A 16,091-nucleotide genomic window follows, 5' to 3' on the forward strand; every position below is an offset into this window, starting at 1 on the left:
CCGCCAAGGGATGCTCGGGGGCGGCACGGCGGTGGGGCCCGAACCGGTGCTGATCCGGGCCCACCACGGATGCGGGCCCCGTGCTATCCGGTTTCGCCGGGTCTGTCGCCGAGGTGTTCGGCGGCGAGGTGGTCAGGTACCGGTTCGTAACGCAGATTGTCACGGGTGAACGTGCCGGTGCCCTGGGTCAGTGAACGGATGTCCACCGCGTACCGCAGCATCTCCTTCTCGGGCACCTCGGCCCGCACCAGGGTCCGGCCCGCGGTGCTCCCRTGCGCTGCCTGCCCGTTGGACTGCCCACCGCCGACCGGCTCGATGCCGACGACCCGGCCGCGCCGCGCCGCGAGGTCGCTGGTAACCGGGCCGACGTGYTCGTCGGGGGTGAGCACGCAGACGGCGAGCACCGGCTCGAGCAGGACGATCCCGGCGGCTCGAGYGGCGTTCTTCACCGCCAGCGCCCCGGCGGCCTGGAAGGCGATGTCGGAGGAGTCCACCGAATGGGCCTTGCCGTCCACCAGCCGCACCCGGATGTCGACGAGCGGATAGCCGGCCGCCACCCCGAGGTCGAGCTGGCGCAGCACGCCCTTCTCCACCGAGGGGATGAACTGCCGGGGGACCGCGCCGCCGACCACCTCGTCGACGAACTCCCGGCCGCTGCCGGCCGGCAGCGGCTCCACCTCGACGTGGCAGATCGCGTACTGACCGTGGCCGCCGGACTGTTTGACGTGCCGGCCGGTGCCCCGCGCCGGTCCGCGCAGCGTCTCCCGCAGCGGCACCTGCGGCGCCACCCGGTCGACGTCCACGCCGTAGCGGGCCCGCAGCCGTTCGATGACGACGTCGCTGTGCGCCTCGCCCATGCACCACAGCACGAGCTGGCCGGTCTCGGTGCCGTACTCCACCGTCAGGCTCGGGTCCTCCGCGGCGAGGCGGGCCAGCGCGGTCGACAGCTTGTCCTCCGAGCTCTTCGTGCGCGCGCGGATCGCCACGGGCAGCTGCGGCCGCGGTATCGACCACGCCCGCAGCAGGATGGGGTCGTCCGGGCTGGACAGGGTGTCACCGGTCTCCGCAGTGGCCAGTTTCGCCACGACACACAGGTCACCGGCCCGCACGACCTGCGCCGGCCGCTGCCCGGAGCGGCCGGCCGGCCGGGAGATCCCCGCGATCCGCCCGTCGTCGTCGTGGTCGGGATGGCCGCGTTCGGCCCGGCCGTGCCCGCAGACGTGGACGGTCATGTCCGTGCGCAGCGTCCCGGAGAACACCCTGACCAGTGAGATGCGTCCGACGTAGGGGTCGGTCGTGGTCCGGATGACCTCGGCGGCCAGCGGGCCGTCCGGGTCGGCCGACAGCGACGGCCCCGACGACCCGTCAGGGCGGGTGCTCACCGGCAGGCGGTGTTCGGCGGGGGACGGGAACGCCCGGGTGAACAGGTCCAGCAGCTCGGCGGCGCCGAGCATGTCGCCGCTCCCGCCGACGGCACCGGCCGGGCCGAGAACGGGCAGGACCGGGTGGAAGCGGCCGCGGGCGACCGCTGTCTCCAGGTCGCGAAGCAGCAGCTCCGGTGCCAGTGGCTCCCCGGCGAGGTACTGCTCGAGCAGGGACTCGTCCTCACTCTCGGCGATGATCCCTTCGATCAGGGCGCTGCGGGCGGCGGCGACCGCCGGCCGGGTGGTGCCGTTCCCGGCGGCGGAAACGGCACCGGGAACGGCGCCACCCGCGGACAGCAGGTCGATCAGCTGGTAGCCGCCGTGCCCCGGCGCGGGCCCGTCCGCCGCTGGCAGGCGTACCGGCAGGTACAGCGGCAGCACGCCCGGGCCGAACAGCTTCTGGCAGGTGGCTACGGTCGCGGCGAAGTCGGCGCGGGGATGTTCCAGCTTCGTGAGCACGATTGCCCGGGGTGTGCCGGCGGCGGCGCACTCGTCCCACAGCAGCCGGGTGAAGCCGTCGACGCCGTCGAGGGCGCTGACCACGAACAGGGCCGCGTCCCCGCCGCGCAGCCCGGCGCGCAGGTCGCCGATGAAGTCGGCGAGCCCGGGGGTGTCCAGCAGGTTGATCCGCATGCCCCGGTGGGTGGTGGACAGGACAGTCAGGTTGATCGTGCGCTGGCGGTGCTCGGCATCGTCGTGATCGGTGTGCCGCGGCGGGGCGGGACGGCCCTGCGCCGCCTCGCCCTCGTCGGCCGCGGCCAGCAGGCTCTCGGCAAGAGTCGTCTTACCCGCGCCGGTGTGGCCGACAAGAATGACGTTGCGTACGTCGGCCGGGTGCTCGAGGTCGGGACGATCATTGCATGCGGTTGTTTTCACCTACGCCTCCCCGGTGTGACACGGCCACCCGGTGGCCCTGGTGACGGCCACTGGGCGGCTGGGAGGGCTGAACCAGTGGACCCCGCCTGGGTGACTGGACGAACGCGGTGGGCCGATCCGCTCCGGGCGGCCGGTGGCGGATCGCGTGATCGCGTCGTCATGAGTGGTTGTGTCAGTGGTGACGGTTGTGTGGGTGGAGGAAACGGTCCGGCTGTTGTCAGGTCGACGATTGTGACGTCGACGGTTGTGGTGTCACTGGTTGTGGTGTCGACGGTTGTCGTGTTGACGGGTGTTGGCGGTTGTCRTGCCGACGGTCAGCGGTGAGCTGCTGTGAAAAACTCGTGGGAACAGGTTCCCCCTCCGCCGGCATGTGAACAACCCATGTCGGTCTGGCAAGGAACGGGTTGCCGATGGTCACAGCGGTACTGTGAGGGACAGCACCGGACGTACACGACGGGACGTACATGCTCGCTAGCAAGGCGCGACCGCAGATTCAACGGGTGCTCGATCCCCTGGGCGAGCGGTTGGCCCGGTCGTCGGTGTCGCCGGACGTGGTGACGATCGTCGGCACCATCGGTGTCAGCGGTGCCGCGCTGGGCTTCTTCACCCGCGGGGTCTTCTTCGTCGGCACCCTCGTGATCACGCTGTTCGTCTTCTCCGATCTGCTCGACGGCCTGATCGCCCGGGCCCGCGGGATCTCCTCGCCGTGGGGCGCGTTCCTGGACTCGGCCTCCGACCGGGTCGGGGACGGCGCCATCTTCGGCTCGCTGATCCTGTGGTACGCCGGTGACGGTGACTCGCTGCCACTGTGCGCGGCTGCCCTGATCAGCCTGGTGGCCGGCTCGATCACCTCCTACGTCAAGGCGCGGGCCGAGGGCCTCGGGCTGCGGTGTGACGTGGGGTTCGCCGAACGCGGCGAACGCCTGCTGATCGTCCTGGTCGCGGCCGGTCTCTACGGCCTGGGCGTGCCGTACCTGCTGCCGGCGGCGCTGTGGTTCCTTGCCGGCGCCACCGTCCTGACGGTGACACAGCGTGTCGTTCATGTGCGTCGACAGTATCTGCAGGCGGCCGGCGCCGCCGGTGCGTCCGCGGCTGCCGGTGCCCCACCGGCCGAACCGACCGCCGGTCAGCGGGCCCGCTGACGGCACGTACCGGGTGTCCCGCGCGCGAATGACCATGATTGGTTGGTGACGTGGTTGGGAGCCGAGCCCTGGGTGTCCCGCGCGCGGATGACCGACCTGGCGTACGCGGCGGGCTGGCGGGTGGTCCGCCTGCTGCCCGAGCGGGTGGCGGCCACGGTGTTCACGGCGGTGGCCGACGTCGCCGTACGGCGGGACGGTCGTGGGGTGCACCGACTGCGCTCCAACCTCGCCCGTGTCACCCCGCCCGGCACCGATCTCGACCGGCTGACCCGGGCGGCCGTGCGGTCCTACGCGCGTTACTGGCTGGAGGTCTTCCGCCTCCAGGACATCTCCCGTGAGCGGATCATCGGGGGAATGCACATGCTGGACGAGCCACGTCTGCGCGACGCCCTCGCCAGCGGCCGCGGGACCGTTGTCGCGTTACCGCACATGGGCAACTGGGAGCATGCCGGCGCCTGGCTGGTCGCCACCGGCGAACCGTTCACGACCGTGGCCGAACGTCTCCAGCCGGCGTCGCTGTTCGACCGGTTCGTCCGGTTCCGTTCGGCGCTCGGCATGGAGGTCATCCCGCTGACCGGGGGCGAGCGGCCCCCCTTCGACCTGCTGGCCGACCGTCTCGGCGGGGGCGGCACGGTCTGCCTGCTGGCCGACCGCGACCTGTCCGAGGACGGCGTGCCGGTGGAGTTCTTCGGCGCGACGGCCACGATGCCGCCGGGGCCGGCCACCCTGGCGTTGCGGACCGGCGCGACCCTGCTGCCGGCCACGCTCTGGTTCGACCGGGACGGCTGGGGCGTGCGGATCCACCCGGCGGTGCCGCACACCGACGTGGCGCGGATGACCCAGGCACTGGCCGACGCCTTCGCCGAGGGCATCGCCACCCGTCCCGCGGACTGGCACATGCTCCAGCGCATCTGGCGGGACGAGCCACCGGCCGTGCCACCGCAGACGCCGACGCGGACACCGGCACCGACGGAGACGCCGACACCGACGGAGACGGAGCTACCGCAGCCGCGGTCGGAGCCGGCGCCGCGGTCGGAGCCAGAGCCAGGGCCGAGAACATGAAGATCGGCCTTGCCTGCCCCTACACCTGGGACGTTCCCGGCGGAGTCCAGGTCCACGTGCGTGATCTCGCCGAGGCCCTGGTCGCCCTCGGGCACGAGGTATCGGTGATCACGCCGGTGGGCGACGACAGCGCGCTCCCGCCGTACGGGGTGGACGCCGGCCACGCCGTGCCGGTGCCCTACAACGGCTCGGTCGCCCGGCTGCTGATGGGGCCGGTGTCCGCGGCGCGGGTACGCCGGTGGCTGCGYGAGCACGACTTCGACGTCCTGCACGTGCACGAACCGACGGCGCCGAGCGTCAGCCTGCTCGCCTGCATGCTCGCTGACGGCCCGATCGTCGCCACGTTCCACACCTCCAACCCGCGCTCGAAGATCCTGACAGCCGCGCACGGGGCGCTGCAGCCGTCCATGGAGAAGGTCCGGGCCCGCATCGCGGTGTCCGAAGCGGCCCGTCGCACGCTCGTCGAGCATCTCGGCGTGGACGCGATCCTCATCCCCAACGGCGTGTCGATACCCACCTTCGAACGGGCGGCCCCGTTGCCCGAACCGGTCTCGAACGGTTCCACGGTCGTCTTCCTCGGACGTATCGACGAGCCGCGCAAGGGCCTGGACGTGCTGCTCGCGGCCCTGCCGGCGCTGATGGAACGCCGTGCCGACGCCAGGCTGCTGGTCGCCGGCCCCGGCGACGGGGAGGCGGTGCTCGAGCGGGTCGAGCCGGGTCTGYGCGACCGCGTCCACCTGCTCGGGCTCGTCTCCGACGCGGACAAGCCCCGGGTGTTCCGCTCGGGGGAGGTCTACTGCGCGCCCAACACGGGGCAGGAGAGCTTCGGCATCGTCCTGCTGGAGGCGATGGCCGCGGGCGTGCCGGTGGTGGCCAGCGACATCGACGCCTTCCGCCGGGTCCTGGACGACGGCCAGRCCGGCCGGCTGTTCCCGGTCGGCGACGCGACTGCCCTCGCCCACACCCTCGCCGACCTGCTGGCCGATCCCGCACGGCGCGGGCGGCTGGCCGAGCGGGGTCGGGCGGTGGTGGCCGCCTACGACTGGACGGTGATCGCGAAACGGATCGTCGGGGTGTACGAGATGGTCGCCGGCGACAGGCCGGTGTCACTGGCAGCGAACAGCGCCTGACGGGCCAGCGCCTGAGGGCCAACATCGGCCGCGGTCGGCGGTCCGCCATCCGGTGTGAGGAGATTCATGCCAGCTGGCGCGCTCCCACCCCACGTTCACTACGCTGCGCGAGGTGACCCTCGTCGTTGTTACGGTCGTGATCGTGGTGGCGATCGCCACCTATCTGACCTGGCTGGCCAGCCGGCTGGACCGCCTGGCGGTCCGGGTGGACGACGCCCGGACAGGACTGATCAGCCAGCTGGCGCTGCGCGTGGAGGTGGCCGGGGAGCTGGCCCGGCGGTGCGAGCTGACGGAGCTGGGCGAGGCGGTGGAGCGGGCCCGGGCCGCGCAGGTGGGGCCCGCGGGGGGCGGCCCGCTGGACAGCGACACCGAGACTGCGGAGAACAGCCTCAGCCGGGCCCTGCGCTCGCCGGGGGTCACGGCGACGGCGGACCGGGCGCCGGACGCCCTGCACGCGGTGGATGTTGCCGCCGCCCGGGTCGCGCTCRCCCGTCAACTGCACAACGACGCCGTACGCGACGTGCGGGCACTGCGGGCCAGACGGATCGTGCGGGTACTGCGACTGTCCGGGCGCAGGCCGCTGCCCACCTACTTCGAGATCGACGACGCGCTTCCGATGCGTGGTGACACCGGGGGCAGGAACGACCATGCCGGCGCCGACGGCCGTGACGGGGACGGCAGGCGCGCCAGTACCACGCGTGACGGCCCTGCGCGTGACGGCATCGCGCGCGACAGCGGCAGGCGCGACGGCAGTACGTATGATAGCGATGTGTCTGATGGCAATATGTCCAAGTTTACACCGTAAGCTCTTCTGTGTTGTCGATCGTAATCGCCATCCCGTCCGGTAGGTGCTTCCGGTCGTAGGATGGGATGTCTTCCGTCCGGGCTGACTGTCGTGTGTCCGACGTGCTCCGCTCGTGGAAGCCGCGGTTTGTCGGCGTCCGGCCCAGCTGGGATGTTCGCCGTGGACCGAATTCCTGCACCGGTCCCGTCTGTGTACAGAGAGGCATGCCATGTCCGAGGGTCTGACCGCTGCCGAGCCCGCTTCGCGGGGCCACGGACCGGACCACGGATCCGTGCCCACGGCCACGCTGCCCGGCGCGGCCGGCGCGGCAGACGGCGCCCACGTGGGCACGGCCCGGGTCAAGCGGGGCATGGCGGAGATGCTCAAGGGCGGTGTGATCATGGACGTGGTCACGGCCGAGCAGGCCCGGATCGCCGAGGAGGCCGGCGCCGTCGCCGTGATGGCCCTGGAGCGGGTTCCCGCCGATATCCGTGCCCAGGGCGGAGTCTCCCGGATGAGCGACCCGGAGATGATCGAGTCGATCATCGAGGCGGTGTCGATCCCGGTGATGGCCAAGGCACGCATCGGCCACTTCGTCGAGGCCCAGGTGCTCCAGGAGCTGGGGGTCGACTACGTCGACGAGTCCGAGGTTCTCACCCCGGCCGACCCGCACCACCACATCGACAAGTGGCGGTTCACCGTCCCGTTCGTGTGCGGCGCGACCAACCTGGGGGAGGCGCTGCGCCGGATCGGCGAGGGCGCGGCCATGATCCGGTCGAAGGGTGAGGCGGGCACCGGCGAGGTGTCCAACGCGGTCGTGCACATGCGCACGATCCGGGCGGAGATCGCGCGGCTGTCCGCGCTGCCCGGCGACGAGCTCTTCGCCGCGGCCAAGGAACTGCGCGCCCCCTACGAACTGGTCGCCGAGGTCGCGCGGCTCGGCGCGCTGCCGGTCGTGCTGTTCACCGCCGGTGGTATCGCGACGCCCGCGGACGCCGCCCTGATGATGCAGCTGGGGGCGGACGGCGTGTTCGTCGRCTCGGGCATCTTCAAGTCCGGTGACCCGGCACGGCGCGCCCGGGCGATCGTCGAGGCCACCACCATGTACGCCCACCCCGACGTCATCGCGAAGGTCTCCCGCGGCCTCGGCGAGGCGATGGTCGGCATCAACGTCAGCGATCTCGCGCCCGCGGACCGCTTCGCCGACCGCGGATGGTGAGCGGCCCCTGGACGCCTCCGGCACAGGCGAGGACCGGCGCGGCGCGGCTGGGCGTGCTGGCTCTGCAGGGTGACGTCCGCGAGCATTCCCGGGCGCTGGCCGCGCTCGGCGTCCAGGTTGTCGAGGTGCGCCGGCCGTCCGATCTGGGCGCCCTCGACGGGCTGGTGCTGCCCGGCGGCGAGTCCACCACGATCGGCCGGCTGCTGCGGGTGTTCGAGCTGCTGGAGCCGCTGCGGGACGCGATCGCGGCCGGGCTGCCGGTGTTCGGGTCGTGCGCGGGCATGATCCTGCTGGCCAGGGACGTCCTGGACGGCAGGCCCGGCCAGCCGCTGCTGGGCGGGCTGGACGTGGTTGTGCGGCGCAACGCGTTCGGCCGCCAGGTCGACTCGTTCGAGGCGGAGATCGACATCACCGGTGTCGCCGGCGGCCCGGTCCGGGCGGTCTTCATCCGGGCACCCTGGGTGGAGAAGATCGGGGACGAGGTCGAGGTGCTCGGTAGGGTCGGTGACAGGATTGTCGCGGTCCGCCAGGCGGGCGTACTGGCGACCGCGTTCCATCCGGAGCTCACCGGCGACGGGCGGATACACGAACTGTTCGTCGGCATGGTGGAGGATGCGCGAGGCATGCGGGCCGTACGGGGCACACAGGGTGTGCAGGGCGTACGGGGCATATCGGCACAGGGTGTATCCATGCAGGGCACAGGTGGCAGACAGGAGCGGGGACAGGTGAGGGGCACGGCATGAGCGGTCACTCCAAGTGGGCGACCACCAAGCACAAGAAGGCCGTCATCGACGCGCGCCGCGGCAAGCTGTTCGCGAAGCTGATCAAGACGGTCGAGGTGGCGGCCAAGACCGGTGGCGGGGACCCGGCCGGGAACCCGACGCTCGCGGACGCCATTGCCAAGGCGAAGTCGCAGTCGGTACCGAACGACAACATCGACCGCGCCGTGAAGCGGGGGTCGGGCGAGCTCGCCGGCGGGGCCAGCTATGAGGAGATCACCTACGAGGCGTACGCGCCGAACGGGGTGGCCGTGCTGGTCGAGTGCCTGACCGACAACCGCAACCGGGCCGCCTCGGACGTCCGGGTGGCCATCACCCGCAACGGCGGCAGCGTCGCCGATCCAGGGTCGGTGTCCTACCTGTTCAACCGCAAGGGCGTCGTCCTCGTCACGAAGACCCCCGAGCTCGGTGAGGACGACGTCCTGACCGCGGTGCTCGACGCCGGCGCGGAGGAGGTCAACGACCTCGGCGACGCGTTCGAGGTCGTCTCGGAGGCCACGGACCTCAACGCGGTGCGCGTCGCGGCCACCGACGCGGGGCTCACGGTGGCCTCGGCGGACCTGTCCTGGCTGCCCAGCGTCAGCGTGCCGTTGGACGAGGAGGCCGCCCGCAAGGTCCTCAAGCTCGTCGAGGCACTCGAGGATCTCGACGACGTCCAGAACGTCTGGTTCAACGCCGACATCTCCGACGAGATCATGGAGCTGGTCTCGGCCTGACCGGCTCCTGACCGGCTCCCTGGCGCCGTCGGCGTTACCGTGACTTCTGGTGCCGCCGTACGGACCGGTGTTGTTCGCGTGGTGGGTATGTGCCCCGTTTCGAGGCGTGTGTCGTTCTGAGGCGTTCGTCGTTTCGGGACGGGGGTCAGCTCGGGACGGGGGTCAGCCCGTGTTCCGGTCGCGGATGCACTCCTCGGCGAAGGACAGCGCCCGCAGGTGGTAGGAGCGGGCCGCCCACCCCAGGCTGATGTTGTGGCCCGCGCCGCGCTGCCGGACCAGCTCGAAGCGCGGCGCGGCGCTGAAAGCGGCCCGCAGTTCGGTCTCCGTCGCCTCGTCAAGGTGCCACCAGGACTCGTGGTCGGCAAGCGTCCAACGGACCGGCACCCGCACCCGCGGACCCAGCAGGGGCAGCTTCTGCGGCCACTTCGCGGCATCGGATGCCTCGCCGGCCGGCACGCCGGCTGTCGGTACCGTCCCCAGGACGAACGTGCCGGGCGGGTACAGGGACTCCGGCCCCCAGAACAGCTTGCGGGCCGCGAGGGCATGCTCCCGGTGGATCTCGGCGACGCTGCTGTCAGCGGGGATCCGCGGCGGCCACAGACCGTCACGGTACCGGGCTCCCACCCCGGAGACGTCGAGACCGAGCAGGCGCTCGCCGCGTTCGTCCGCGGCGAGCGACACCGACAGCATCGTGCCGAACGAGTGGCCGATCAGGAACAGGCCCGCCCCCGCGGCGTGGGATGCCGTGAACGTCTCCAGCGCCCGCCAGGTGGCGGCGGTCTGCGCGGCCAGCGTCTGGTGGGTGGCCTTCAGCCCCGCCGACGCGCCGTAGCCGGGCCGGTCCAGCGCCAGCACACTGAACCCGAGGGCCGTGCCGAGGGTCAGTAGGGACAGGTCCGGATGCGCCCGGCCGTGGAAGTAGGACGCGCGCAGCCCCCCACCGGGCAGGCCGACGATGACGGCCCGCGGCGGGCCGTCAGGCTCGGCCAGCAGCCCGGACAGCTCCACGTCACCGGCATCGAGGCGGACGTGGCGCGTCTGGTCCGACCGGCGCGCACGCGGCACCTGTCCGTCGCCGTGTTCGGCCGCCGGCCCGGCGGTCAGCCCGGTCGGCCTGGTCGGCTCGGTCAGCCCGACCGGCTCGGTGCCGGCGGCGGCATCGGAGCCCATTGCGGACCTCATTTCCCACATTCCCGGCGCTTTTCGGTGGCATCTCCCGCTTGTCCGGCGGGGCACCGGCGATCTTCGCGGGGCATTGCCGGTCATCTCACCATATGCTGATCTGTGCCCGGCCGACGGCCGCGGGTGGCGTTGCGGACAGCCAGTTGACGCCGGCCGCCAGCGGTGGGTGTCTGCCGGGCTGCTGCCCGGCCGGCCGGCGATGTTTGCCGGGCCGGCGCCCGGGTAGGCGTGTCGCTGCACTCGAACAGGCGTTCAGACGTGCCACAATCGTGGCGAACCGCCGGTGGCCGGCGGTCCCGGGTAATCCGGCGGTCGCGATGTCCGACGGACGGTCGGGACGACAGTCGACGAGCTAGCTGGTCGTGGAGGGTGCCGGTGCTGGTGCTGGGGGTCGATCCGGGGCTTACCCGCTGCGGTCTCGGGGTTGTCGACGGCGGGCCGGGTCAGCAGACGTCGCTGGTCGAGGTCGGCGTGCTGCGTACGCCCGCCGCCGATGACGTCTCCGCCCGGCTGTGGGCACTCGAACGCGGCTTCGGTGAGTGGCTGGACCGTCACCACCCCGACGCGGTCGCGGTCGAGCGGGTGTTCAGCCAGGCCAACGTCCGGACGGTCATGGGTACCGCGCAGGCCGGGGCGGTGGCGATCGTCAGCGCGGCCCGCCGTGGCCTGCCGGTCGCGCTGTACACCCCCAGCGAGGTGAAGGCCTCGGTCAGCGGAAGCGGCCGGGCGGACAAGGCCCAGGTCACCTTCATGGTCAGCCGTCTGCTGGGGCTGTCCGACCCGCCACGCCCGGCCGACGCCGCCGACGCCCTGGCCCTTGCGCTGTGCCACCTGTCGCGAGGGCCGGCGCTCGCCCGGATGCGGGCCGCCAGGCAGGCTGCCGCGGCCGCCGGCAGGAGCCTCAGGTGATCGCGTCCGTGGCCGGGACGGTTGCCGCCCTGTCGCCCGATGCCGCCGTGGTCGAGGTGGGCGGGGTCGGGCTGCTCGTCCAGTGCACCCCCGCGACCCTGGCCGGGCTGCGGGTCGGGCAGCAGACACGGCTGGTCACCACGCTGGTCGTCCGGGAGACCGAGCTGACTCTCTACGGTTTCGCCGACGCCGACGAGCGCGACGTCTTCGAAACCCTGCAGAGCGCCTCCGGGGTCGGCCCCCGGCTCGCCCAGGCCGTGCTCGGCGTCCACAGTCCGGACAGCGTGCGCCGCGCGGTCGCGGCGGAGGATCTCGCGGCTCTGACGAAGGTGCCCGGCATCGGTCGCAAGGGCGCGCAGCGCATCGTCCTCGACCTCAGGGACAGGCTCGGCCCGCCCGTACCGGCGCCGGCCGCGGGGGATGGCGGTGTGGGTGTGGGCGGGGCCGGCGGTGACGGTGCCGCGCCGGCCGCGGGCACGGGTGTCACCGCCGGCGAGCAGGTCCGCCTCGCGCTGCTCGGGCTCGGCTACACCGCGCGGGAGGCCGACGACGCGCTGGCCGCCGCGCTGGCCGATTCCCTGTCCGATCCCCTGGCCACCACCGGGGCGGATGCCCTGGCCACGGTCCCGGCCGGCAACGGCCACGGCGATGCCGGGCCGGGCAGCCGCGCGGGCCGTGACGGCCCCGGTGACCCACGGGCCAACGGCGCCGGCACCGGCCGGGCGGGCAGCGGCCGTGCCGAGACACCGGATCCCGTAGGCGTGCTGCTGCGTCGGGCGCTGGCCGCCCTGCGGCCTCGGTAAGGGCGGCTGGATGGACGTCGAGGGTCTGGTCTCGCCGGTGGCCGAACCGCAGGAGCGTGCCTTTGAGGCGGGCCTGCGGCCGGGGACGCTAGCGGAGTTCATCGGCCAGCAGAAGGTCCGCGAACAGCTTATGATCATGCTTGAGGGGGCGCGGGCCCGGGCGCGTCCGCCCGACCACGTCCTGCTGTCCGGGCCGCCGGGGCTCGGCAAGACCAGCCTGGCCATGATCATTGCTCGGGAGATGGCGGTCCCGCTGCGGATGACCAGCGGGCCGGCGGTCGAACGGGCGGGGGATCTCGTGGCGATCCTCACCGCGCTGGCCCCGGGCGAGGTGCTCTTCCTCGACGAGATCCACCGCATCGCGCGCCCGGCCGAGGAGCTGCTCTACGCCGCGATGGAGGACTTCCGGGTCGACGTCGTGCTGGGCAAGGGCCCCGGCGCCACCGCGATCCCGCTGGACATCGCCCCGTTCACCCTCGTCGGCGCGACCACCCGCTCCGGTCTGCTCACCGGGCCGCTGCGCGACCGGTTCGGTTTCACCGCCCACATGGACTTCTACGACACCGACGAGCTGATCGATGTGCTGGTCCGGTCAGCGGCGCTGCTCGGTGTGCACATCACCGGCGACGGCGCGGCAGAGGTCGCCGGCAGGTCACGCGGAACCCCCCGGATCGCCAACCGACTGCTGCGACGGGTGCGTGACTACGCCGAGGTGCGGGCGGACGGAGTCGTCACCCGTGAGGTCGCCCAGGCCGCCCTGCGCGTCTACGACGTGGACGCACTCGGTCTGGACAGGCTGGACCGGGCGGTGCTGGAGGCGCTGGTACGCCGCTTCAACGGCGGCCCGGTGGGTCTGGCGACCCTGGCGGTGGCGGTGGGGGAGGAGCCGGACACGGTCGAGGAGGTGGCCGAGCCGTTCCTGGTCCGGGCCGGTCTGCTCGCCCGGACCCCCCGGGGGCGCATCGCGACCCCGGCCGCCTTCACCCACCTCGGCCTCGACCCGGTCGAGGGCCTGCTGGGCCGTTCCCAGGTTCCGCTTCCCCTCATCGACAGCGACGACTGAGCCCCTGGCCGACGGCGGCTGAGAGCGGCGGCTGCCCGCCGGTTCTCCCGGCGCCGCGGCTCCTTCGCCGCTCTTCGTCGGCGTCGGCTGGGCGCGCTCCGGCGGGGCCTGGCGCCGGCAGCCCCGCGGCCGGTACGTACCATCGGCCGCACAACATGGGAGGACGTGGACGTGCAGGTGATCGTGGTCGCACAGGATGTGGCCCAGAACGGCGGCGGCGGTGGGTTCGGCGGGTTGTTTCCCCTGATCCTGCTGCTGGCGCTCGTCGTTTTCTTTGTCGTCAGCCAGCGGCGTCGGCAGCGGACCCAGCAGCAGGTCCTGACCTCGCTCGCGCCGGGGGCGCTGGTCGTGACCACCGCGGGGCTGTACGCCACGGTGGTCGAGGTCGAGGGCAGTGACGTGCTGTTGGAGGTGGCACCGGACGTGGTCTGCCGGTTCACCCGTTCCGCGGTCGTGCGGGTCGTCTCCCCGGTGGGGGAGGACGGGGCACACCACGACGATCATGATATTGATCATGACGGTGGCTCTGACGGTGGCCATGACGGCGACGAGGAAGACGGCCACCGGGACGAGGACGCCGGGGCGGCTGACGACCACGGCACGGGCCGGGGGCCCGTCGACACGACCAAGAAGGTCGACACGACCGGCGGCGGGGAGACAACCGGTGGCCAGCGGCGGCCGGACGCCAGCGGTTCCGAGGATCCCGGGGAAGGGACGCCAGGGCGGTAAACGGCAGGCCGACCGGCACCGGCCCCCACTGGAGCCGGTCGGCGTCCGCTTCGACGAACATGCGGATATCGGCGTTACAAATGTGGTATCGGAACGCCTCCGGCATGACAGTCGTTCCGATACCTTGGGCCGATACCTTGGGTGCGGTCGGCATCCGGCCGTGGGCGTGGTCGGCGCCGTCCCACCGTGACGGCAGGTCCACACTGTGACGATCAGTCTCAGTCCACGCCGGTTCCACCGGTCGTGGCCGGATCGGCCGTCCACCGGGCAGGTCCAGTGGGCATGTCCAGCAGGAAGTCCAGCAGGAAGTGGTATGAGCGCGACGGCGCGTGACGAAGGGATATCCGTTGGCACGAGGGTCAGGGCGACGGCGTAAGGCCTTGAGCCCCGCCTGGTCCCGGATCGGGCTCCTCTTCGGCATCGTGGTGTTGCTCTACGGCTCCATGGCGCTGACGTCCACGTGGACGCCGAAGCTGGGCCTGGACCTCCAGGGCGGGACGAGCGTGATCCTCACGCCCCGGTCGACCGAGCCCGGTAAGGGCGTCGACGGTGGCGCGGTCAACAAGGCCGTCGACATCATCCGGGAGCGGGTCAACGGGCTCGGGGTCGCCGAGGCCGAGGTCAAACGCAACAACACCCAGATCGAGATCTCGGTTCCCGGCCGCGGCCGCAACGATGTCGTCGAACTGGTCGGGCAGACCGCCGAACTGCGCTTCCGAGAGGTCTACACCTCCGGGGCCGCCGTACCGGCCGCTCCGGCCACTCCGACGGCCACCCCGACGGTTCCGGTGCCCGGAGCACCGGGCGCCGCGTCCGCTCCGCCCGCCGCCACCGCTGCGTCCCCGTCCACCACCACCCGGCCGGACGTGGTCGGCTCCGGTCTGCTCGCCCAGGCCGCGCCGACGGCCCCGGCCGGCTCGGCCGCGCCAGCACCGGCCGCCTCGGCGTCACCGGCCCCCGGGACGCCCCCTGCCGCGGTACCCCCGGCGGCCTCTGGCCAGCCCGCGCAGCCCGCCGCCGACACGCCACCGGCCGACGTCGTCGCCCGGTTCGAAAGCCTGACCTGCGCCCCATCGGACGTGCGCAGCCAGGCGGCCGCCACCGACCGGCCGACGGACTGGGTGGCCGCCTGTGACCGTTCCGGCGCCGTCAAGTACCTGCTGATGCCCGCCACGGTGATCGGCACCGACGTGAAGTCGGCAACGGCCGGGCTCGCCAGCTCCGGYGGCACCACCTCGGTGAGCACCGGCGAGTGGGTCGTCAACGTCAGCTTCACCGGCAGCGGGCAGGCGAAGTTCACCAGCCTGACCGAGAAGACACTCGGCAAGCAGGTGGCGATCGTGCTCGACGGGGTGGTGCAGTCCGCCCCGACCACCAACGACCGGATCGCCGGTGACGCGCAGATCTCGGGCTCGTTCACCCAGTCCAGCGCCCAGGATCTCGCCAACGTGCTGCGCTACGGCGCCCTGCCGCTGGCCTTCGAGCAGTCCAGCGCCGAGTCGATCTCCCCGACCCTGGGGCAGGACTCGCTCAACGCCGGCCTGCTCGCCGGTGTCATCGGTCTCGCGCTGGTGACGTTCTACTCGTTCGTCTACTACCGGGCGCTCGGAATAATCGTGCTCAGCTCGCTGGCGGTGAGCGGGGTGCTGGTGTACGCCTCGGTCGTGCTCCTCGGCGAATGGATCGGGTTCACTCTCACCCTGGCCGGGATCGCCGGTCTGATCCTGTCCATCGGTGTCACCGCGGACTCGTTCGTCGTCTACTTCGAACGCATCAAGGACGGGGTCCGCGAGAACCGCACCGCGCGGGTGGCGACCGAACGGGCCTGGCCGTCGGCCCGGCGGACCATGCTCTCCGCGGACACGSTCTCCTTCCTCGCCGCCGCGGTGCTCTACATCCTGTCGGTGGGCTCCGTCCGGGGATTCGCCTTCACCCTCGGGCTGTCCACTCTGATAGACGTCCTGATCATGTTCATCTTCRCCAGACCGGTGGTCACCCTGCTCGTGCGCAGGCCGTTCTTTGCCACCAGCCGTTTCTCCGGTCTCACCGTCGCGGCAGTCCGTGGCCAGCCGGCCGCGGCCGGCCCCGCGCCGGCCCGCCTGGCCAAGCGGGAGCGGGCCCCGGCCACCCCCGCCCAGGCCGCCGCCGGCAGGGGAACGGCGAGGGCGGACGCCGCCGGTGGCCCCGAGCAGGGATCACGCGATCTTCGTTCGGCACGCGGTTCGCGGCCGTCACGGCCGGGCTCGTCCGGCACGGCGCAGGGGGAGTAGGCG

The 16,091-nt window shown here is 72.4% G+C and carries 13 protein-coding genes and 1 pseudogene; 12 read left to right on the forward strand and 2 right to left on the reverse strand.

Annotation, left to right across the window (positions count from 1 at the left end; genetic code table 11):
- Window positions 1-83: 83 nt before the first annotated feature.
- Window positions 84-2,300: an elongation factor G-like protein EF-G2 gene (locus BL254_RS13805; protein WP_076843488.1), complete on the reverse strand. Its 2,217-nt coding sequence runs from the start codon at window positions 2,298-2,300 to the stop codon at window positions 84-86.
- Window positions 2,301-2,764: 464 nt separating this feature from the next.
- Here BL254_RS13805 and pgsA point away from each other — a divergent pair, with 464 nt between their 5' ends.
- From pgsA to BL254_RS13840, 7 genes and pseudogenes are all read left to right on the forward strand, one after another.
- Window positions 2,765-3,442, forward strand: coding sequence for a phosphatidylinositol phosphate synthase (pgsA, locus tag BL254_RS13810; protein ID WP_076843489.1), 678 nt, complete (start codon window positions 2,765-2,767; stop codon window positions 3,440-3,442).
- A gap of 87 nt (window positions 3,443-3,529) precedes the next feature.
- Entirely contained in the window at window positions 3,530-4,504 is a 975-nt protein-coding gene (locus tag BL254_RS13815; RefSeq protein ID WP_235433492.1) for a phosphatidylinositol mannoside acyltransferase, read from the forward strand.
- Window positions 4,501-5,634, forward strand: a complete 1,134-nt coding sequence (locus tag BL254_RS13820) for a glycosyltransferase family 4 protein (protein WP_076843490.1) — start codon at window positions 4,501-4,503, stop codon at window positions 5,632-5,634. The genes BL254_RS13815 and BL254_RS13820 overlap by 4 nt, the downstream gene beginning before the upstream one ends.
- A 112-nt stretch (window positions 5,635-5,746) precedes the next feature.
- Window positions 5,747-6,439: a hypothetical protein gene (locus tag BL254_RS13825; protein WP_076843491.1), complete on the forward strand. Its 693-nt coding sequence runs from the start codon at window positions 5,747-5,749 to the stop codon at window positions 6,437-6,439.
- A gap of 208 nt (window positions 6,440-6,647) precedes the next feature.
- Window positions 6,648-7,637, forward strand: coding sequence for a pyridoxal 5'-phosphate synthase lyase subunit PdxS (pdxS, locus tag BL254_RS13830; protein WP_076843492.1), 990 nt, complete (start codon window positions 6,648-6,650; stop codon window positions 7,635-7,637).
- Window positions 7,631-8,275, forward strand: a pseudogene (gene pdxT, locus BL254_RS13835) (pyridoxal 5'-phosphate synthase glutaminase subunit PdxT); the annotation flags it as partial. The gene pdxS and the pseudogene pdxT, both read left to right, overlap by 7 nt.
- A gap of 101 nt (window positions 8,276-8,376) precedes the next feature.
- On the forward strand, window positions 8,377-9,132 hold the full coding sequence (locus BL254_RS13840; RefSeq protein ID WP_047222834.1) for a YebC/PmpR family DNA-binding transcriptional regulator: 756 nt from the start codon (window positions 8,377-8,379) through the stop codon (window positions 9,130-9,132).
- Between the two features lie 162 nt (window positions 9,133-9,294).
- Here BL254_RS13840 and BL254_RS13845 read toward each other — a convergent pair whose 3' ends face one another.
- A complete protein-coding gene (locus BL254_RS13845) occupies window positions 9,295-10,302 on the reverse strand; it encodes an alpha/beta hydrolase (RefSeq protein WP_200902401.1) in 1,008 nt (335 codons plus the stop codon).
- A 387-nt stretch (window positions 10,303-10,689) separates the two neighbouring features.
- On the opposite strand from BL254_RS13845, the gene ruvC reads away from it, so the two are divergent.
- From ruvC to secD, 5 genes are all read left to right on the forward strand, one after another.
- The gene (gene ruvC / locus BL254_RS13850) at window positions 10,690-11,223 is read left to right on the forward strand and encodes a crossover junction endodeoxyribonuclease RuvC (RefSeq protein ID WP_047222971.1); all 534 of its coding nucleotides are present in this window, start codon (window positions 10,690-10,692) and stop codon (window positions 11,221-11,223) included.
- Window positions 11,220-12,026, forward strand: a complete 807-nt coding sequence (gene ruvA, locus BL254_RS13855) for a Holliday junction branch migration protein RuvA (protein ID WP_047222833.1) — start codon at window positions 11,220-11,222, stop codon at window positions 12,024-12,026. The genes ruvC and ruvA overlap by 4 nt, the downstream gene beginning before the upstream one ends.
- A gap of 10 nt (window positions 12,027-12,036) precedes the next feature.
- Entirely contained in the window at window positions 12,037-13,089 is a 1,053-nt protein-coding gene (ruvB, locus tag BL254_RS13860; protein WP_047222832.1) for a Holliday junction branch migration DNA helicase RuvB, read from the forward strand.
- 171 nt (window positions 13,090-13,260) lie between these two features.
- Window positions 13,261-13,818 (forward strand): preprotein translocase subunit YajC, encoded by a 558-nt coding sequence (gene yajC, locus BL254_RS13865; protein ID WP_076843516.1) that lies wholly within the window; start codon window positions 13,261-13,263, stop codon window positions 13,816-13,818.
- A gap of 347 nt (window positions 13,819-14,165) precedes the next feature.
- Window positions 14,166-16,088 carry a protein translocase subunit SecD gene (secD, locus tag BL254_RS13870; protein WP_371390620.1) on the forward strand — a complete coding sequence of 641 codons (1,923 nt, stop codon included), beginning with the start codon at window positions 14,166-14,168 and terminating at the stop codon, window positions 16,086-16,088.
- The last annotated feature ends 3 nt before the right edge of the window (window positions 16,089-16,091 follow it).

The sequence above is a fragment of the Protofrankia sp. BMG5.30 genome (genome assembly GCF_001983005.1).
Taxonomy (GTDB): domain Bacteria; phylum Actinomycetota; class Actinomycetes; order Frankiales; family Frankiaceae; genus Protofrankia; species Protofrankia coriariae.

Bases quoted from the DNA above. Each gene is read 5' to 3' on its own strand.
- pgsA (WP_076843489.1), top strand. From the start codon at position 2,765: ATGCTCGCTAGCAAGGCGCGACCGCAGATTCAACGGGTGCTCGATCCC.
- BL254_RS13815 (WP_235433492.1), top strand. From the start codon at position 3,530: ATGACCGACCTGGCGTACGCGGCGGGCTGGCGGGTGGTCCGCCTGCTG.
- BL254_RS13840 (WP_047222834.1), top strand. From the start codon at position 8,377: ATGAGCGGTCACTCCAAGTGGGCGACCACCAAGCACAAGAAGGCCGTC.
- BL254_RS13845 (WP_200902401.1), bottom strand. From the start codon at position 10,302: ATGGGCTCCGATGCCGCCGCCGGCACCGAGCCGGTCGGGCTGACCGAG.
- ruvB (WP_047222832.1), top strand. From the start codon at position 12,037: ATGGACGTCGAGGGTCTGGTCTCGCCGGTGGCCGAACCGCAGGAGCGT.